Source organism: Candidatus Nitrosocosmicus sp. R, assembly GCF_054408505.1.
The window spans coordinates 2,462,537-2,480,654 of sequence record NZ_CP167090.1 but is presented as its reverse complement, the minus strand read 5'-3'; the positions used below and the strand labels follow the sequence as shown (position 1 = coordinate 2,480,654).

Sequence of the window (18,118 nt, the reverse complement as noted above, 5' to 3'; positions counted from 1 at the left end):
AAACTGTGTCTTGATTTATTGAATTAGAGATCCAATATCCTTTTTTGGTTTGGATTGTAGTCCGCACTTGATTTTTCTATACGCGGATTAATCATTCAATTGCTAGCCATCAAAGTTGAATCATCTTGCTCAATTTTTCTGTAATTCTGCGTTGACTTGGATTTAAGTTATATATTATATATTAGCCATTATTTCCATATGTGGAACTGTAAGCAAACTAACTACAAATTATTTCTTTGTTGTACTATATCTATTGTTTTGATGTCATCATTTTGTTCGACAAATATTATATTTGCTCAAAATCATGAGTCTCCTTCATTTGGCCCAATATCGCCTGATACAAAATTTGAATTCAAAAGAGAGATAGCTTCACAAACTGAAAACTTAAATTCTACTCAAATTTTTCAGCCTGAAGGAATAATAGTCGATAGTAATGATAACTTGTACGTCAACGATATTCAGTCAAATGAAATAAAGAAATATGATATGAATGGAAATTTTATTCTAAAATGGGGAAATCAAACTGCTAATGGAACTCCGCTAAATCATCCTCATGGTAATGAAATCGATAAACAAGGGAATATTTACATTACAGATCAAAATAACAAACGAGTTGTAATGTTCTCTCCAAATGGTACGTTCATAACATCTTGGGGTGAAAATGAAAATAGTGGTGCGAATTTTCTACATCCACATGGCATTGCAGTAGATTCCCAGAATGATGTCTTTGTATCTGACAGAGATCTTGATACTATTCAAAAGTTCTCTCCAAATGGTACTTTCATAGCTTCATGGGGTAGCGAAGGTACAGGGAATGGTCAGTTCGAAATGCCATGGGATGTTACAGTTGATAGTGGAAATAATGTTTTTGTGCCTGATTATGGGAATAATCGAATTAAAGTTTTCTCCAACAACGGTACATTTCTTAGGGATTGGGGGACAGAAGGAAAGGGCGCCGGAGAATTTAATCATCCAGCAGTAATAGCATTCGACAATGCCGAAAATCTATACGTGACAGACTCAGACAACCAAAGAATTCAAATATTTTCGAAAAACGGTACATATATTACAGGATTTGGACAAATGGGTGAAGGTCCCGGGGAATTTTCGAAACCAGAGAGTATAACCATTGATTCTAATGGACGTGTATATGTGGCAGACACTACTAATAACAACGTTCAGTTGTTTATATCTTCTAATTGATTAAAGACCTTATTTACCCAAGGTTACAAGATCATTTTAATCTTTTTTTACATATTTTATTTTTGAAATACTCTATTTTTTCACGATAAATTCAACATCCTATGAAGGTTTCATCGGAAGATATTATTCTGGAAAAATGCCAAAAAAAGTCTTTATGAATTTTCTTTTAGCTAATTTCAAAGCCTTCTCGCCCTTATCAGTCAAACTATATACTATTGTTTTACCATCTCTTTCCTCAACAATGAAACCTAATTCTTTTAGACCTTTTAGTGCCGGATATATTGTTCCGGGACTTAGTTTTTTCTCACCTTTTCTAATTGCAATTTCTCCAGCTAGTTCTTGACCATGCATTGGTTTTTTCGAAAGTAAGAAAAGGATCAGAAAGCCCAACATTCCTCTCATGTCGCAGCAATCTCCTCCCTCTCTCCCTCTCTCCCTCTCTCCCTCTCTTTCTATGTCCACCCTTTCTCCGCGCATAGATAATAAAGGTATTGGGTATCCGATATATATAAATACATCTTGAATGCTATGTATCGTATGTCCGATGATATGGATGAGGAGGTGGAATAATGGGTTGCGGTTGTAATTATGGTGGTGTAAACGCTGTTGGAGTACAGAAATCAAGAAGCTTTCTAACTCGTGAAGAAAAAGTAGATTTATTGAAGGAATACAAAAATGATTTAGAGAAAGAGGTCAAAGGAGTATCAGAAAGGATCAACGAGTTAGAAGCATCATAATTTTTTTTATATATTTTTCACTATTTTATCATATTTTAGTAACTCAATATTTTATGACGACCTTAAAATATCAACTATCTTGTATTCGGTAAATATTTGGCTAAACTTACATCTAATTAATTGTGTTATCCTTTCTTTGGATAGTAACGAACTTTGCTAAATTCGTTTACTCTATATTCATCAGAAAAAATGACTCCTTCATTTTGCAGTAATTCTTTCTTTTTCTGGGTTCCAAAGGCATACCCACCTATTTTGCCATTGGACATGACGACCCGGTGGCAAGGTACTTTAATCGGATTTGGATTCTGGCTTAATATTCTCCCAACATGTCTTGAAGCAGCGGGGTTTCCAAGGGCTTTGGCAAGATCTCCATAGGTAGAAACTTTGCCTTTAGGAATGGTTAATAGCATGCTGTAAACATCTTCACTGTTTATTGTCTTGGTCAATGGTCTTTTGCTAATATTCTTGCCTTGCTTGCGACTATTTTGCTTCATGTATATAATATCTTAAGATCTTATTTAAATTTATTCAAATACGATAGCATGATATCGAAAATATTCTTCATTCATACTATGCATCTAACACTTGTCCCATTATTTAATTATAAATATAGAATAAACGATTGGTTTTCGTTAACTAATGTTCTTATTCTTTTGATTAATTCATGATTTGAATCCCCGTTGGATTCATGATATTCCTGGCTGTTTTGCTTGAACATCTAAATCTGAGAATTCATGATATTGCAAATCACTCATATTCAATACATTACCATCTAAACCTACTACATAACCTGATAAATACCAATTCTTGTCAAGGTTCAAGGTTCAAGGTTCAAAATTCTAGAAATCCTAGAGTATAAGAATATTGCAACTTGTTAGCAAACCAAATATACTTATTTTATGTTAATAAGGGGGTGAATAAATCTATTATTCAATATAAAATGAACAGTGGGAAACATATCCTAGCGTCATTTGCAGCGGTAGTAGCACTATCATTATTACTTTTGGTAGGGCCAACTTCGATGTCAATGAATGCATTTGCTCAAGGCAATTCAGCTAATCAAGGTATAGGTCAATCACAATCCTCATCGCAACTTGGTGTTTGTGTATCGGGAACTGGTACTCTTATTTCTTGTAATAATTTGAATTCACAAAATCAAGCAAACAGCGGAAACAACGCATTAGCTCAACAAGGTGGTAGTGGTAAAGGCGGTAACACTGCTAACCAAGCAATCGGTCAAGCACAATCCTCTAACCAAAATGCCTTGTGCGTTTCAGGAACTGGTACTTTTGTTTCTTGTAATAATTTGAATTCACAAAATCAAGCAAACAGCGGAAACAACGCATTAGCTCAACAAGGTGGTAGTGGTAAAGGCGGTAACACTGCTAACCAAGCAATCGGTCAAGCACAATCCTCTAACCAAAACAGCGGTGTAGTATCTGGTGGCAATACAGTAGGTTCAGGTAACAATGTAAATGACCAGAATCAAAAAAACACCGGAAGTAATGCAGCAGCCCAAAGTGGCGGTAGTGGCAGTGGAAAAGGCAAAGGTGGCGGCGGTAACACAGCTAATCAAGGTATAGGCCAATCACAATCTTCTAACCAAAACGCACAATGTGTATCTGGAGGAAATACAGCAAATTCATGCAATAATGTAAACAATCAAAACCAAGCAAACACCGGAAGTAATGCAGCAGCTCAACAAGGTGGTAGTGGTAGTGGCAGTGGAAAAGGCAAAGGTGGCGGCGGTAACACAGCTAATCAAGGTATAGGCCAATCACAATCTTCTAACCAAAATGCACAATGCGTTGGTGGCGGAAACGTAGCTGATTCATGTAATAACACCAGTACTCAAAACCAAGCAAACAGCGGAAGCAATGCAGTAGGACAACAAGGTGGTAGTGGCAGTGGCGGTAACACAGCTAATCAAGGTATAGGCCAATCACAATCTTCTAACCAAAACGCACAATGTGTAGCAGGCGGCTCCTTAAGCAATTCATGTAGCAACAAAAATACTCAAAACCAACAAAACACCGGAAATAATGCAGCAGCCCAAAGTGGCGGTAGTGGCAGTGGCGGTAACACTGCTAATCAAGGTATAGGCCAATCACAATCTTCTAACCAAAACTCACAATGTGTATCTGGTAAAGATGCTATCGTATCTTGCGACAATGAAAACTTCCAAAACCAAATAAACAGCGGAAATAACGCCTTAGGTCAACAATAAACTTCCTCCTCTTTTTTTACTATTACTTTAACTTTGTTCAAATTTTTCAAAGATAGAGATTTTTTAACAACAGGCAGTCAAAATTCATTATTTACAATTATTCAGACAAAACCTCTTATTCCTACCATTTGGTGATTTTGTTTAGAATCTAGAGATTTTGTTTTGGTTATCTAATACCACTGATCTTTAAGAAAACATTGACCTAGTCTAGTAGAAGTAAAACAAAAGACCGTGTGTGTAATTAAATAATAATTAAAAAAAGTTGGACCTTACTTGGGATTGCCAAATCAAATAATTAGATATTTAACTAATTATTGGTAAAGATGTTGTAAAGCTCGCCATCGGTATGATTGGCGTAATTCCAAATTTCAGTATTAGTCTTCAATTGTCTAAATGAGTCTTTATCTTTAATATCTAATTGATCATATAATTTTTGACCAATTACAATGTGGTCAGCTTCCGCAAGAGAAGTCATCTTAACTGCCACACTTATGGTGTATCCTATAAGGTCCAAATGAGGAGTTTTTAGTATTGTTTTTTCAAATTCATAAATATCAATTCCATATTGTACAACAGCAACTTCCCCAAAATCAATTCCTACCCTTACTTTCAGCTCGGGATAGTCATATTGATTTAAAATTGGGTTGATCCCTTCTTTAATAACTCTAATCATGGTCAAAGCACAACTAATCCCATTACTGAATTGGAGGGAGGAGAAACCATTGTTGGTTTCTGATTCATCTCCCGAATTATTGGCTTTGTTCATGTTTTGTTCTTCACCAGTAATATCTTCTATAACGAAAAAAGCCAAGACTGCATCTCCGATATATTTTAGAACATAACCGCCGTACAATGATATTATGTTTGTCATTTCCTGAGCAAATGATCTGATTATGGTGGTCAATCGATCGATAGGTAAAGTTAAGGCCATTTTCGTAGAACCAACTAGGTCAATATGCAGCATTACTAATCTCAATTTAGATTCGGCGTTCTGTTCCAAAATATTCTGTGTTTCTTTTACTATAATATTTAGTTCAGGTTTTGCTTTGAGTGCATTCCATGTCCTGAATTGTGCTTCCTTTACGACTGAATTGATGTCTATAATCGCATCAAGATAAAATTTATTCAAAAGATAATTTGATAAATTATTATTAGTATTATCTCCTTCCCTCTTATTCTCATTTTTAATAATATCTCTTATGATGTCTTCATTGATATCTAATTCAAGTGAAATTATTTCTGGTTCAATTCCTGAATTATATAAGTTGAGTATAGTTCTCTTTTGATCTGAAGCTTCAGGCAATTTATTCGCCAATACATCATCCAATTTTTTTCATCAGATATAAAGATGATATCTGAATAATAAATCCCTTTTCTTATCATATTTTATTCGCCAAATTCTATTTGCACAAACTATTTCAAGATTAAATGGATTCTAAATCTGTTCATATGAAATAAGATTCTTTGAAACGGATGGAGGAAGGAAGGAGGGGAGGTGGGAAGCAGTCCGAATGTGTATTATTGTGCTTAAAAAAATAATACCGAGTTTGATTAATTCAATTCTATATTACTACAAACTGGTTCGACAAAATTAAATTTAATGTCGGATATCGTTTCATAATCGGATCCCTAGATAATTTACCTATATTTAGTATTTCCAGTCTTCTGAAACTCCATTCCACCAAGATCTATTTTCTTTTATATCTTTTCCGATTTCCTCCTTTATTCTTATTTCTACCGAATAGAACATGTTTTCCATTGCATCAGTCCCTCCATCATTAAACAATTCTCTTCCAATTTCAATAACACGTTGCTTCTTTGTTTCCAAATCAGAAGCGTTTGGATTTTGCAAGTAGTATGTGAACAAATCAATCAATTCTTCTTCTAAATATGCATCCAATTATTTAAGCTATGTTTTTCTAGTATTTTATTATTCTCTTAGTAGACATTGAAGGATGACGTAAATGATGGGTATTCTTTTGGTTGACACCTTTATGTATATTGTCATGATGACTTTATCTGCAATTATGCACTCTGGTTGCACTCTATGTCTATGTCTATCTAAATCTAAAATAGTACTAACTATATATTTTGATTCGAAAAGAAAAGCATTTGAATAAATCATATCTTGTTCAAAATTTCTCTGCTAGGAAAGGAGTCAAATACATTTGGCTAAGGAACATGTAGTAGTGTTTTACACTGAACTGATTTTCATATTGCTTTATAAGCTTCTTTAATTTCTAGTTCAATACTTTCTATTTCTTGGATGTTACTAACTACATATTCTTTTGTCGGTTCTTTTCTGTTCTTTCTAATCCCAATTATAAGATCACTATTCCTAGGATAAATATCTAGGAAATACCTAAATGTCAATGACTTTGCATAGACTATCCTATGTGGTCTAACTTCTTCAATCACATTATCTCCTAAAGATAAAACAAATTCTCTGAGACTTACCAATAATATCTCTATGTCTTTACCTAAATTTACTAAATGACTTTCAAAAGAAATATTCGGTTTGTCTGTTTGAAATCCAAATTTGTTCATAAATAAATATTTATTTAGTTTTTTAACCTATTTATTAGTTTAAGATTCATTCAAGTTTAAACACGATGCGTTCACAATTCTGATGAATTTACTTTGAAGAATAATTTCATATTTTTATAAACAATTTCTAATTCTAAAACTGCTAGAATATTAGAGTATTGCACCTAGTTAGCAATCCCAATATATTTTTTCCATAGTATCAAAGGTATGAATAAAACAAATATTCACAACCAAAACAAAATCAAAAACAAAAACAGCAAAATCTTTGTCGCATCAATTGCAATAGTGGTAGCATTAACCCTATTTGTCAGTCCAATACTCAATGTAGATGATGCTTTAGCCACACACAACAAGAAAAATAAAGCAAAACAGTCCATAGACCAATCACAATCGTCAAACCAAAATGCTGGATGTGTATCAGGTGGAACAACCTTTCTATCATGCAACAACCTTAGTTTCCAACACCAAAAGAACAGTGGAAACAACGCATTAGCACAAGGTGGACAGGGTGGAAACTCTGCAGAACAAAGCATCAGCCAATCTCAATCCTCCAGCCAAAACAGCCAAGTAGTATCAGGTGCAGATACAATAGGTTCTGGTAACAACATCAACGTCCAAAGTCAAGAAAATACAGGAAGTAACGCATTAGCACAAGGATAAACTTCTTTTTCTTACTTGGATTGTATTTATTAATTACACATTTCTTTTCAGTCTGTATGTCATCAATTTTAAATAGTATACGAGTTATCTCCACTGCTTCTGTTTTCTCTCAAGGTCAAGTTCCTTTCCGATCCGTTAGTTGGATTTGATATGTCTAGCCTTAAAATTAACGGTTAGAGGACATATGAGGGCTCATCAAATATTCATTTTAAGACATCAATGATGATTTCTCTTAAACGTTCCAATGCAATGGGCTTGCAAATCAATCCATCTATTCTTATATTAGGGTTTAGATTTCGTGTAATTTCATCTTGTGTGATATCGTAAGCAGATATTAAGATAGTCCTTATTTCGGGCCTGATAGCTTTTACCTTATTTATTAATTCATATCCATTCATGCTCGGCATGCGCATGTCTGTTAATAACAATCTATACATTTCCGGATTCTTTTTAAATTCCTTAAATGCCATGTCTGGGTTGTCAAATGTAGAGATTTCCATACCTACTAATTTTAGAGCTTTTTCGTATACAAATAACAAATCCTTTTCATCATCTACAATCAGAAGGCGACGGCATTGATTGTAATTAGAGGAAGTGTTTTTTGTACTGTCAGACAATAATGAATTTAGATGTAATTTCTATAAAAGTTTTTAAATTTAATTTCCATAAAGAGAAACACAATAAATAGATTATTTCTTGATTTCCATAGATAACCTTGACTCTACAGCTTCCATTTATTCTATAATAAATAAGGTTGAATTTGTTGAGTTCATTATAAAAGTTATTCTTAAGAATTTTTTGCTAACCAGATCATAGTATTGATAGAAAATTCCCCATTTAACTAATACTCGATTTTTTCATTGGATTTTTTTCCTTTGTGATAAACGTTATAAATATTTTCAATCAATCATCGTGCTGCTATAGAATTAAGATAGATATACATTTGGAGCCCTTAAGGGGCTCTAACCATGTTTGCTAAAAAAGCACCCATGAGAGAACTTGGCATTATTACAACTTTAACATATTTATGAATTATGATGAATAGTTACTTCAAGGTCTAATGGTTGATTTCTTTTTCTTTTAGTCATCGGATATATAAATGCGATAAAAAAAGACAAACAGATAATTAATTGAAGTAGGTATCCCTAGGGATACCTCATTTTCTTTATATTTCAATAGGAATCCGTCCCAAATCATAGCAATAATAAACCTCAATAGTTAATAAAAAGTACATAGTTATCTTTAATGATAGTTAGAGTTTATTTTTATAAAGAAACTAATCCTGAAATCATGCTTGGCTCAAGTAAATTGAGTCGACAAGCACTCTCTACGATTTATGAATTGGTATGGGAAGCAGAATTTAAGAATATATTGAGCCCGGGGAGAGTTTGGATAAAGTTCGTCGAAGAGGCAAATCCTTTTGGGATTTCTTTAAAATGCAAACGACATCATTCCAAGATAAATATGGGTGACATCATACAGATTTCTGAAGATTTTTATATTGTATCGGATGTTGGTGTGAAAAAAATTAACATGCTTGATTAGTTCTCATCTAAAATTTTGTAATAGTAATTCATTCAAAAATCTTGTCATCGAAAATGAATTATATGCGAATTTTTCACAATGCTTTATTTTTTACACCTATTGATCATTATAGAGTCACAATTGCCTAAGATGAATGAGTATCGGGTTAGATAGAAGTTGAGTATCAATATTATGATGATATACATATTATGTACCTCGAGCATCTGTCGATAGTAAGATAAAAGTAATAGTGATATTCATATTGATTATAGTCTGCTATCACCACAGATCCAAAATTAAAAATATTCTCTAGCTGAACTTGACATAGTATGCTAACTACGATAAGAAAAATAATTGAATATCCTGCCTTTAATAATTTTATAACTTTTGTAATATTATTGCAAGCTGCAGTTTTGGTATTAGAAACTATTCCAGAGTTGGCTGAATATTACCCTATATTTGATATTATTAGTGCCATGGTTTTGGTTGTTTACATAGTCGAAGCTGCCTTAAAGATTACTGCCTCTTACCCTCACTTCTCAACCTATTTCAAGAATGGTTGGAATATTATGGATTTTTCAATAATTGTAATCTCTCTGCTGCCCCTTAGTGAAGGATACACAACCGTCGCTCGTCTAGTTAGACTTTTGCGAGTAACAAGACTGACTCACAGATCTAAAGAGATGTCTGCTGTGATCATGACAATTATCAAATCAATCCCTAGCATGATAAATATCTCTCTGCTCTTGTCTCTACTCTTTTTCATGTATGGTATTGCTGGGTATTATTTATTCAGTGACATAGACCCAATTCACTGGGGTTCCTTGGCTAAATCACTCTTAACCTTATTCGAAATATTAACTCTGGAGGGGTGGATAGAAGTTATGTCTGCAGTCACTCATGTAAATCCACTATACGGGATTTACTTTATTAGTTTCATAGTAATAGGAACGTTTATTGTTATTAATATTTTTGTGGCTGTAATAGTAAGAAAATCTGAGGAAGCATACAAAAATTTGGAAATGGAATTGGCTAATCCGGTTACCCAAAACGAAATATTATATGAGATGAAGGAAATAAGAAAGAAAATTGAAGACTTGGAGTCAAGACTCTCAACTTAGTTTATAGACAGAAATTTGAATTACTGATCCAATTACTAGTTGGGCTGTTAGTTTCGGTGATTGAGATTCAAATTAAATTTCTAAGAAAATTTCCTTTTTTATCATGAAGTCTTTTATTTTTATTTCAACAAAGTCGTGATAGATCAAATTTGGCATGAACCAACCAAACAAGTGTTATTTTTTTAAAATTTTTTTCTGTTTCTAAAATTGATAATCGGGAAAAACTAAGATGAGCTAATTTATCTAGATCAAATTAATTTATAAGATGTTTAAATTAGTTAGAGTAATAGTAAAAAAAGAGGAGGAAGTTTATTGTTGGCCTAAGGCTAAGTTGCCTTCGTTATTCTGGAATAATAAACCTATATTGTTGCATGATGCTAAAGTGAATTCACCAGATACGCATTGTGCATTTTGTTCATTTGATTGGCTTTGTTCGATTTCTTGCTCTGCGTCATTAGATTTCTTCTTTCCACCTGCATATGCATAGTTGTCGCCAAATGCTACTACTGAGCCAATTAAAGCGGCTGCGATAAACATTGTAAAAAGTCCAACCTTATAGTTTTTTGTTATGTTACTCATTATTATCTAAATCTATACCTGAATTTTGATATATTATAGTTTTGATACTCATTTCTGTATTACTTCTATGTGTTTATTTGCTCTTAATTTGTTATGGAAATTGATTTCAATATTATTTATCATATTGTTACTATTGTAAATAATTAGATATGATGATACTGTACAATTATAAAAATAAATAACGTATTGACTATTGTGTACTCTATATCGTTCGACTGGGAGACAAATTTAGGGATTTAGGAAATTATCAAAAATTTACAATCTACCTGTTTTTCTAATTGAAATCTTTGTGAATTATTTAGTGGTTTTTATTTCAACCAAAGTAGAATTCAAGTTTTTAAATGAGAACTCTAATATTGCTAATGAAGAGATTTGACAGAAATGAATCGAGAAGAAGTTATGAGCTTCCTAAATCTTGGGACGATGACTGCTAAAGTTTCTACAGCAACTTTAGATGGGACCCCTCACGTTGCTCCAGTTTGGTTTGTTATTGATTATGATCCAAGTAGTAGCAATAATAAGGATTTTACAATTATTTTTACAACTTTTTACAATTCAGTGAAGGCAAGACACTTGATATCTAATCCTAAAATATGTCTCTGTGTAGATGATCAAAAACCTCCTTTTTCATTTGTCATAATCAATGGAGTCGCAGAAATAGATCCGCATCCCAACTCCAACGAACTTTTAAGTCTAACCAGCCGCATAGCTGAGCGATACATGGGAATAGAGAATGCAGAAACATATGGTAAGAGAAACGCTGTAGAAGGTGAATCCATTATTAAAATAAAACCCAGCAAAATTATTGCTCAAAAGAATGTTTCCGACTAAAATTGCATGTTTTATTTAGTTTTAGTCAGTCTTGACAATTAACCTCAATTTACTTTGTTGTCGGAAATTTTGTCATATTGTAGTTTGATTGACTCCATAGGATTTTCAGAATTATTATTAATAGCAAAAGCATATCGGCTTCGATAGATTAAAATATATGCTATATTATCGATATTTTCGAATTTTATAAATGGGTACAACTATTTAAATCATGGTGAACTAAAATCATTAATGAAATATCTATCATTATTGCTACTTTCTGTATTGTTTATACCGCTAGTTCAGGTGGCACATGCACAAAATATCGTGGAGGAAATTGGTCAAGCCTTTAGTAATTTGACTTCCGGGATGATGGGAGGTAACGAAACATCATCATCAGGTAATGCTTCAAGCACCGGTTCAGGTAACGAAACATCATCATCAGGTAATGCTTCAAGCACCGGTTCAGGTAACGAAACATCATCATCAGGTAATGCTTCAAGCACCGGTTCAGGTAACGAAACATCATCATCAGGTAATGCTTCAAGCACCGGTTCAGGTAACGAAACATCATCATCAGGTAATGCTTCAAGCACCGGTTCAGGTAACGAAACATCATCAGATGTAGGATCAATTCAAGAATTACAGAATTTAACATCTGGAAATCAAGAAATCTTAGCTAATAATACAGACTTGGCAGGCGGTAATACCTCACTAGGACAGGGAATGGAACAGGAACAGTATGTAGAGCCTGAAAATCAAACCAATGCTTTATCATCTGCAAACAGCACACAATGAGAGCTTTCTATCCTCTCTCGTAATCTAGAACTCTAACTATTTTTAATTACGACTTTTCATTTAACAAAAATATTAATCCAACACACGGATATGCTTTTTATTCTTAATTTCTGAAATTATTAAAATAACGGTTATTCGAGATGAGTTGTTCTTTTAATCTTGTGACTTTACGATTCAATAATCCATTATCCTTTCTTGTCCATATACAGCACAAATCAGTTATCAGACTGTAGCATCCGGTTTGAATTAGCAGTAATCAATATCCCTTTCATAAGCCTCACTTAATTATTCTATACAGATATCCCAGGTTAATCAAGTCAATAGTCTCAGTCATATCGTCATACGTTTGACTCCAACCATTAAGAATCTTTTACTGATTAACCTAAAACAGTAACGTTATTGGAAATAATATTAGTTAATTTTGATTAGTTGTAGTTGTTATTCCAATCATTTATATAAATATTGTTGCTCTAGATAGCATGATGGAATCGTTTATGAAAATAGTTGTTCCAGTTATCATGTCGCTAAGCTTGATGATGATTTTAAGTACAGCAAGCTATAATGGTTATGGTCAACCGGTAGCAAATACCACCAATACCAATACTACTATAACGGATACTGCTGCTGCTGACATTAGTAATCAAACCAATCAGAATGTGAGCCAATTCGACCAAGCCGACATTAATCAATCAGAACTACAAATACAATCACCGACAAATCAAACTAATTCTACATCCGCCGCCGATTCTTCGGATTTACTGATGAAAGAAAGATTATTAAATTACACTAATGACGCTATTTTGGCATTAAATGACGACAATGAAACTGCCATACAGCAAAACCTGGTTCAAATTCAAAATACTTTGATCAAAGCGATAGGCAAACCCGTGGTAATTGTTCCAGCTCCTGCAATTGATCTAGATTCTGATTAGTAGTCCGTTCAACCTTTATTATTTTTGAATTTGAAATATTTGAAGATATAGACCTATTAATTCACGAAGAAACCAACCATTCAAATGTGTCAAGTTTCGTAATTCTGGAAAGATTAATTTATCCGAGATGTGATATATCTGTATAGTTGCAAAACGGATCCACAGAAGATAACAAACATTCTATCATATTAGTAGAAGATGATGCTGATGTCTCTAATATTTTAGCAGGTCATTTCACTTTGGCCAAATTCAAGGTATACAAGACCGCTAGTGCAACAGAATGTCTAGATAAGCTTAAGGAATTGAATAACAGGGTGGATATTATATTAATAAATGGGTCGATTGCTGCTGATAGAGGTCCCATGTTAATCGTAAATATACGAAAATTGACTCTTGATGTAAAGATATTTGCACTTGCTGAAAATGAAAACAGTAAGACCAGAGTCTTAGATTACGGTGCAGATGAGTTTGCGGTAAAACCAATCAGTCCAACTACTGTCGTAGAAAAGATAAGTATGTTATTAATGAAGAAGCCTATCGAATCTCAGATCAAATAAATAAATGCTTATTTAATATCATCAAACCTCATATTACCTTTCGTAAATATCCTTGTTTAGGGGTGTATTCAAACAATTGAATGACGTATCTTCAGATCCAAATAGATATTTAGACATCTGTAGAATTACCTCTAAATACATCTTTTTTTGTGGACCCTATTCATTATTTTCAAAATTGCTTGGAATCAGTAATGATTCTTTCTTCAAATTATTATCGGATCTTAAGGAAAACCAGATTGAAATCAAGATTTTAACAGGAGTCAGTCTATCTAATGAACACAAGATAAAAGAACTATTATCAGTTGCAGATATACGACATGTTGACGAGTTGAATCTAAAATTTATGGTTAATGAGTCAACCTGTGTATTTCTTCCCAAAACTGATAATGGGAATAATATTATGAGTGACTTGAATTATATTACTAATATAAACAACGAAATAATAGAACAATATAGATTAATATTTGAACAGTTATGGCATTTTGGAATAGATGCAACAAAGAAAATACATCTTCTAGAAACTGAATTTGATGTGGCTTCTGTTATACGTGAAGTTGACAAGAATGGTATAAACCAATTTGTTGAAAAATTAATAAGTACATCAAAACATGAAGTCTTGTTTTATACTTCTACCTTATGGGGGAGCAATAATTTCATATCAAAAGATCTATTTGGGCTCTTAAAAAATATGGTTTTGAAAAATAAGATAAAAGTCAAATTTATCATTCCATCTCTTATAATACTAAAGTCAAATAATTTGAAACACATAATTTTGGAATTAGGCATAATGGAACAACAAGAGGAGTCACATTTCTTGTGTAGGGCTTTACCAAAAGGCGATGATATTGAACTTGAATCTTTGATCCTGATCGTAGATAATTATCATCTACTTATTGTAAATCCCCATCTAAATGACGAACATCCATCAAACGATGATAATCAGAAAGGTGATTATTCTTATTTTTACACCACTCAATTAGACTCTATCAATAAATACAAATTGTTGTTTGATGTGCAATGGGGTAGAGCAGAATTAGCCGAGAGACTGTACATTCAAGACATAATGCAAAGAAACTTGATTGATACCATAGCTCATGAATTACGAACTCCTACACAAGCAATTTTAGGATATTCGGAAATGGCAACGATAGATATTAATAACAATGAGTCAGGTCAATATTACAAACATTATTTTGATTCTATCATACGAAACGCCAATAGGTTAAACTCTATCGTAATTAACATACTAAATGTTGCTAAAATAGACAATACCACTTTCAATTTGAATAAAGAAGAAACCAACATTTATGAAATAGTTTCTGAAGCAGTGAACGATTATAGGTACGTATCTAAGACAGACGACAATCTAAAAAATAAGAATATTCAATTCGAGGTGGCTGAAAGTTCTGTGAAATCGGTAAGGGCCAATGTAGATAGAATTCGAATTTATGAAGTGTTGACAAATCTGTTTAATAATTCGGTGGAATTCATTCAATCCATTGGTACAGTTACAGTACAAGTTACAGTTGTAGATAGGCATTACCTAGACAAAATAAACCAAGTAAAAAGTCATGATTACGAAAGTTTAAACAAACATGATCACAAACACGATACTGACAATTTCATTCTGATCCAAATAAAGGATGATGGAAAAGGAATAGATAAATATGTTCTCTCAAAACTATTTAACAAATTTGTCTCTACAGTCGATAATCATATAGGTTTAGGACTGTATGTTTCAAAATATATTATAGAATCCCACGGTGGCAGAATCTGGGCCCAGAATAATACAGATGGACAAGGATCAACTTTTTCATTTATACTTCCCCTCGCATGAGTTAGCATTCGAAATAGAGAAGCGTATTCACGATTAGTATCATTTTGCATGAGCCTCCGTTTAAAGAATTTAATTTCCGGGTGTTTTTTTATGGGCTGTCTCTAGAGAGCAAACAAACATGTTAATGGACTGGTCGGATTTTGAATTTATCAGATGTGATTTCTAACTTAAATATGCTATAATTGTTATAACTTTATAACTCATGAATAATGATATCCTGTATTCGATTAACTATCATGAAATGACAAAGCATTCTGAATTTAGTGTTATGAATTCAAATTACTATCTGGATTGGAGTAATCGGCCTAAACCATTTAAGGTGTATAAAGAATTATCTTCCTTCCCTCTTCCAATAGATTTTCCTCATCCTACCTTGAATGCTATGACCGCAATTAGTAATTTATCAAGCGACAATGAGTCATTTAATAACAGGACCCAATTTGCTTCTCCATTATCCTCTTCAAAGGATGTTTCTAAAATTATTACATTATCTGATCTATCTTCCCTGTTGTTTTATTCTTGTGGTATAACACGCGTGATGCGTTTTAATTCTGTTGATTATTATATGCGTGCTGCTTCTGCAACAGGAGCCCTTTATCCAATAGAAACCTACGTGGTTACTAAAGGTCTTGGTTCTGAATTGCATGCAGGGGTGTATCATTTTAATCCAGGTGAATTTAGTTTGACTGCTATTCATAAAGGTGATTATAGAAACTTTCTAGAAACTATTGCTGGTAACAATACGAATATTACAACATCTCCTGTTTCCTTAATATTTACATCTTATGCATGGAGAAATGCATGGAAGTATCAATCACGATCTTATAGACATTGGTTTTGGGACGCTGGGGTTATAGTTTCTAACCTACTGGCTGTCTCAAGTTCTATGCATCTTTATACCAGATTAATTATGGGGTTTCTGGACGACCAATCTAACAGATTGCTGGGACTAGAAGATCATAAAGAGGCTTCCATATTGATTGCAGCCATTGATGCAGACTCTTTGAAAAACAATGTTAACCAAGAGCAATCAATGCAAGAAAAGATTCTAAATTCACCTACTCCAAAGGTTTATCCCCTTTCCTTAGAAGAAATTGACTATCCTGAAATTTGGAAAGCTTACAACAGTTCTAAATTATTCGATAATGCTCAGGTCTCCCAATGGATTAATCACAAGAGGATTGGAGAAGTTGACGAACTAGATAAAAAAGATAATTCTAATACGGGTACTTTAAGACAATATTCCTTGCCCAAGCCTTGTGTGGATGACCACGGCCCTGATATTGGAAACACCATTTTGAAGAGAGGTTCTACGAGACAATTTTCAAGGCTACCCATCTCCTTTTTGACTTTATCTAATATTCTTTTAAATTCAACAAGAGGAATTCCAATGGATTACAAAAGTGATTCAGATAGTCTAATTGATTTATTTCTTGTAGTTAATTCAGTTGATGGGCTTGAAAAGGGTGGGTATTTTTTTAATCAGAGGAATAATTCTATAGACTTGTTAAAGTATAGACCAGGTCATAATATCTCCGGTCATCTTTGCTTAGATCAATCTCTTTTTGCAAACGCAAGCGTTGTGATATTCATAATGACTGATCTAAAACATATACTTGATATGTTGGGTAATCGGGGTTACAGAGCAGTACAGATGGAAGCAGGGATCACTGCAGGAAAAATTTATCTTTTATCTTATGCCAGTGGCTTGGGAGCATCAGGTTCCACTTTTTATGATAATGAAGTGATCGAATTTTTCTCTCCTCATACTAAACAAAAGGAAACATTGATTGCTATCGGAGTCGGAATTCCATCATACCAATCGAAACCGGGTAGAGTACTACCGGTCAGACTAACACGCGAACAAATGATAGATGCATCTAGTACCGGCTAGTTGATTTAACTGATCCTTTATGTCATCCACCACCTCCATATTCTATTATGGTCCTATGATGTGATTGTTGATTTGAACTCCGGATTCAATAGATTAATGCCCTTCAAAAATGAAAAAAGACTATTTTTCCCTTAATTTTAAAACTATCAAAAAGAATCTCACTAGATTAGAAATGTCGCATTGTGATGATATCTATTTAAAGCTTAATAAATATGAATAGATATGAGCGAACTTTCTAATAATAGTGGAAACGAGAATGTAAATAACAATTCTGACCGATCAAAGAACTCATCTAAAGAGCACATTTCAGAATGGTCGGAATTAATTTCAAAGATCATAGACAAATTGACCGGCAAGGATTTGCAAGTTACTTACTCTTTTGATAATTTGGAAATCGAGATCCCAAAAGCTTACGGTCCTGATGGTCGAGAACTAGGGGGTGCAAAGTGGAAGGTGGATGGTAAAATAACTATATCAACGGAACTAATTAACGACGAGAAAAATAGCCTCTAATGGCTACTTATGTGAGTCACCGTCGTCTATAATCGATAGCTAAAATTTTTTTCATATTGTTAATACTCTTTTTCAATATTTTACCATCAAATCTAATCAGTTCGGGTTGAATGAAATGATTGGAGCTTTTATTACTAAATACGAAGGACTAAAATGATGATGCAAAATTTCATATATTC

The 18,118-nt window shown here is 33.3% G+C and carries 20 protein-coding genes; 13 read left to right on the top strand and 7 right to left on the bottom strand.

Annotation, left to right across the window (positions count from 1 at the left end; translation table 11 throughout):
• Positions 1-261: 261 nt before the first annotated feature.
• Positions 262-1,203 (top strand): 6-bladed beta-propeller, encoded by a 942-nt coding sequence (locus AAGU22_RS12860; RefSeq protein WP_458719504.1) that lies wholly within the window; start codon positions 262-264, stop codon positions 1,201-1,203.
• A 123-nt stretch (positions 1,204-1,326) separates the two neighbouring features.
• Here AAGU22_RS12860 and AAGU22_RS12855 read toward each other — a convergent pair whose 3' ends face one another.
• Entirely contained in the window at positions 1,327-1,680 is a 354-nt protein-coding gene (locus AAGU22_RS12855) for a PadR family transcriptional regulator (RefSeq protein ID WP_458719503.1), read from the bottom strand.
• Between the two features lie 92 nt (positions 1,681-1,772).
• Here AAGU22_RS12855 and AAGU22_RS12850 point away from each other — a divergent pair, with 92 nt between their 5' ends.
• Positions 1,773-1,940: a hypothetical protein gene (locus AAGU22_RS12850; protein WP_458719502.1), complete on the top strand. Its 168-nt coding sequence runs from the start codon at positions 1,773-1,775 to the stop codon at positions 1,938-1,940.
• A 125-nt stretch (positions 1,941-2,065) separates the two neighbouring features.
• On the opposite strand, the gene AAGU22_RS12845 is transcribed toward AAGU22_RS12850, so the two are convergent.
• Positions 2,066-2,434, bottom strand: coding sequence for an MGMT family protein (locus AAGU22_RS12845; RefSeq protein WP_458719501.1), 369 nt, complete (start codon positions 2,432-2,434; stop codon positions 2,066-2,068).
• A gap of 446 nt (positions 2,435-2,880) precedes the next feature.
• Here AAGU22_RS12845 and AAGU22_RS12840 point away from each other — a divergent pair, with 446 nt between their 5' ends.
• Positions 2,881-4,167 carry a hypothetical protein gene (locus AAGU22_RS12840; RefSeq protein ID WP_458719500.1) on the top strand — a complete coding sequence of 429 codons (1,287 nt, stop codon included), beginning with the start codon at positions 2,881-2,883 and terminating at the stop codon, positions 4,165-4,167.
• A 307-nt stretch (positions 4,168-4,474) separates the two neighbouring features.
• Here the strand turns inward: AAGU22_RS12840 and AAGU22_RS12835 are convergent, their stop codons facing one another.
• From AAGU22_RS12835 to AAGU22_RS12825, 3 genes are all read right to left on the bottom strand, one after another.
• Positions 4,475-5,482, bottom strand: a complete 1,008-nt coding sequence (locus AAGU22_RS12835) for an adenylate/guanylate cyclase domain-containing protein (protein ID WP_458719499.1) — start codon at positions 5,480-5,482, stop codon at positions 4,475-4,477.
• A gap of 333 nt (positions 5,483-5,815) precedes the next feature.
• A complete protein-coding gene (locus tag AAGU22_RS12830) occupies positions 5,816-6,067 on the bottom strand; it encodes a hypothetical protein (RefSeq protein WP_458719498.1) in 252 nt (83 codons plus the stop codon).
• A gap of 311 nt (positions 6,068-6,378) precedes the next feature.
• The gene (locus tag AAGU22_RS12825; RefSeq protein WP_458719497.1) at positions 6,379-6,714 is read right to left on the bottom strand and encodes a hypothetical protein; all 336 of its coding nucleotides are present in this window, start codon (positions 6,712-6,714) and stop codon (positions 6,379-6,381) included.
• 207 nt (positions 6,715-6,921) lie between these two features.
• On the opposite strand from AAGU22_RS12825, the gene AAGU22_RS12820 reads away from it, so the two are divergent.
• A complete protein-coding gene (locus AAGU22_RS12820; protein WP_458719496.1) occupies positions 6,922-7,374 on the top strand; it encodes a hypothetical protein in 453 nt (150 codons plus the stop codon).
• 203 nt (positions 7,375-7,577) lie between these two features.
• Here the strand turns inward: AAGU22_RS12820 and AAGU22_RS12815 are convergent, their stop codons facing one another.
• Complete coding sequence (locus AAGU22_RS12815) at positions 7,578-7,991, bottom strand: response regulator (protein ID WP_458719495.1); 414 nt, start codon at positions 7,989-7,991, stop codon at positions 7,578-7,580.
• A gap of 628 nt (positions 7,992-8,619) precedes the next feature.
• Between AAGU22_RS12815 and AAGU22_RS12810 the strand changes: the two genes are divergently transcribed.
• Both AAGU22_RS12810 and AAGU22_RS12805 read left to right on the top strand, forming a co-directional pair.
• A complete protein-coding gene (locus tag AAGU22_RS12810; RefSeq protein WP_458719494.1) occupies positions 8,620-8,919 on the top strand; it encodes a hypothetical protein in 300 nt (99 codons plus the stop codon).
• A gap of 308 nt (positions 8,920-9,227) precedes the next feature.
• Complete coding sequence (locus AAGU22_RS12805; protein ID WP_458719493.1) at positions 9,228-10,019, top strand: ion transporter; 792 nt, start codon at positions 9,228-9,230, stop codon at positions 10,017-10,019.
• 309 nt (positions 10,020-10,328) lie between these two features.
• Here AAGU22_RS12805 and AAGU22_RS12800 read toward each other — a convergent pair whose 3' ends face one another.
• A complete protein-coding gene (locus AAGU22_RS12800) occupies positions 10,329-10,598 on the bottom strand; it encodes a hypothetical protein (RefSeq protein ID WP_458719491.1) in 270 nt (89 codons plus the stop codon).
• 381 nt (positions 10,599-10,979) lie between these two features.
• On the opposite strand from AAGU22_RS12800, the gene AAGU22_RS12795 reads away from it, so the two are divergent.
• The 7 genes from AAGU22_RS12795 to AAGU22_RS12765 all read left to right on the top strand — a co-directional run bounded on the left by AAGU22_RS12795 (position 10,980) and on the right by AAGU22_RS12765 (position 17,939).
• On the top strand, positions 10,980-11,429 hold the full coding sequence (locus AAGU22_RS12795; protein ID WP_458719490.1) for a PPOX class F420-dependent oxidoreductase: 450 nt from the start codon (positions 10,980-10,982) through the stop codon (positions 11,427-11,429).
• A gap of 231 nt (positions 11,430-11,660) precedes the next feature.
• Positions 11,661-12,206, top strand: coding sequence for a hypothetical protein (locus AAGU22_RS12790; RefSeq protein ID WP_458719489.1), 546 nt, complete (start codon positions 11,661-11,663; stop codon positions 12,204-12,206).
• A 479-nt stretch (positions 12,207-12,685) separates the two neighbouring features.
• Positions 12,686-13,138: a hypothetical protein gene (locus AAGU22_RS12785; RefSeq protein ID WP_458719488.1), complete on the top strand. Its 453-nt coding sequence runs from the start codon at positions 12,686-12,688 to the stop codon at positions 13,136-13,138.
• Positions 13,139-13,284: 146 nt separating this feature from the next.
• On the top strand, positions 13,285-13,695 hold the full coding sequence (locus AAGU22_RS12780; protein ID WP_458719487.1) for a response regulator: 411 nt from the start codon (positions 13,285-13,287) through the stop codon (positions 13,693-13,695).
• A gap of 76 nt (positions 13,696-13,771) precedes the next feature.
• Positions 13,772-15,532: a sensor histidine kinase gene (locus AAGU22_RS12775; RefSeq protein ID WP_458719486.1), complete on the top strand. Its 1,761-nt coding sequence runs from the start codon at positions 13,772-13,774 to the stop codon at positions 15,530-15,532.
• Positions 15,533-15,734: 202 nt separating this feature from the next.
• Positions 15,735-17,426, top strand: coding sequence for a SagB/ThcOx family dehydrogenase (locus tag AAGU22_RS12770; protein WP_458719485.1), 1,692 nt, complete (start codon positions 15,735-15,737; stop codon positions 17,424-17,426).
• Between the two features lie 222 nt (positions 17,427-17,648).
• The gene (locus AAGU22_RS12765) at positions 17,649-17,939 is read left to right on the top strand and encodes a hypothetical protein (RefSeq protein ID WP_458719484.1); all 291 of its coding nucleotides are present in this window, start codon (positions 17,649-17,651) and stop codon (positions 17,937-17,939) included.
• Positions 17,940-18,118: the final 179 nt, after the last annotated feature.

Coding starts and splice junctions, on each gene's coding strand:
- AAGU22_RS12860 (WP_458719504.1), top strand. CDS start 262: ATGTCATCATTTTGTTCGACAAATATTATATTTGCTCAAAATCATGAG.
- AAGU22_RS12855 (WP_458719503.1), bottom strand. CDS start 1,680: ATGCGCGGAGAAAGGGTGGACATAGAAAGAGAGGGAGAGAGGGAGAGA.
- AAGU22_RS12850 (WP_458719502.1), top strand. CDS start 1,773: ATGGGTTGCGGTTGTAATTATGGTGGTGTAAACGCTGTTGGAGTACAG.
- AAGU22_RS12845 (WP_458719501.1), bottom strand. CDS start 2,434: ATGAAGCAAAATAGTCGCAAGCAAGGCAAGAATATTAGCAAAAGACCA.
- AAGU22_RS12840 (WP_458719500.1), top strand. CDS start 2,881: ATGAACAGTGGGAAACATATCCTAGCGTCATTTGCAGCGGTAGTAGCA.
- AAGU22_RS12825 (WP_458719497.1), bottom strand. CDS start 6,714: ATGAACAAATTTGGATTTCAAACAGACAAACCGAATATTTCTTTTGAA.
- AAGU22_RS12820 (WP_458719496.1), top strand. CDS start 6,922: ATGAATAAAACAAATATTCACAACCAAAACAAAATCAAAAACAAAAAC.
- AAGU22_RS12810 (WP_458719494.1), top strand. CDS start 8,620: ATGATAGTTAGAGTTTATTTTTATAAAGAAACTAATCCTGAAATCATG.
- AAGU22_RS12805 (WP_458719493.1), top strand. CDS start 9,228: ATGCTAACTACGATAAGAAAAATAATTGAATATCCTGCCTTTAATAAT.
- AAGU22_RS12800 (WP_458719491.1), bottom strand. CDS start 10,598: ATGAGTAACATAACAAAAAACTATAAGGTTGGACTTTTTACAATGTTT.
- AAGU22_RS12795 (WP_458719490.1), top strand. CDS start 10,980: ATGAATCGAGAAGAAGTTATGAGCTTCCTAAATCTTGGGACGATGACT.
- AAGU22_RS12790 (WP_458719489.1), top strand. CDS start 11,661: ATGAAATATCTATCATTATTGCTACTTTCTGTATTGTTTATACCGCTA.
- AAGU22_RS12785 (WP_458719488.1), top strand. CDS start 12,686: ATGATGGAATCGTTTATGAAAATAGTTGTTCCAGTTATCATGTCGCTA.
- AAGU22_RS12770 (WP_458719485.1), top strand. CDS start 15,735: ATGAATAATGATATCCTGTATTCGATTAACTATCATGAAATGACAAAG.
- AAGU22_RS12765 (WP_458719484.1), top strand. CDS start 17,649: ATGAGCGAACTTTCTAATAATAGTGGAAACGAGAATGTAAATAACAAT.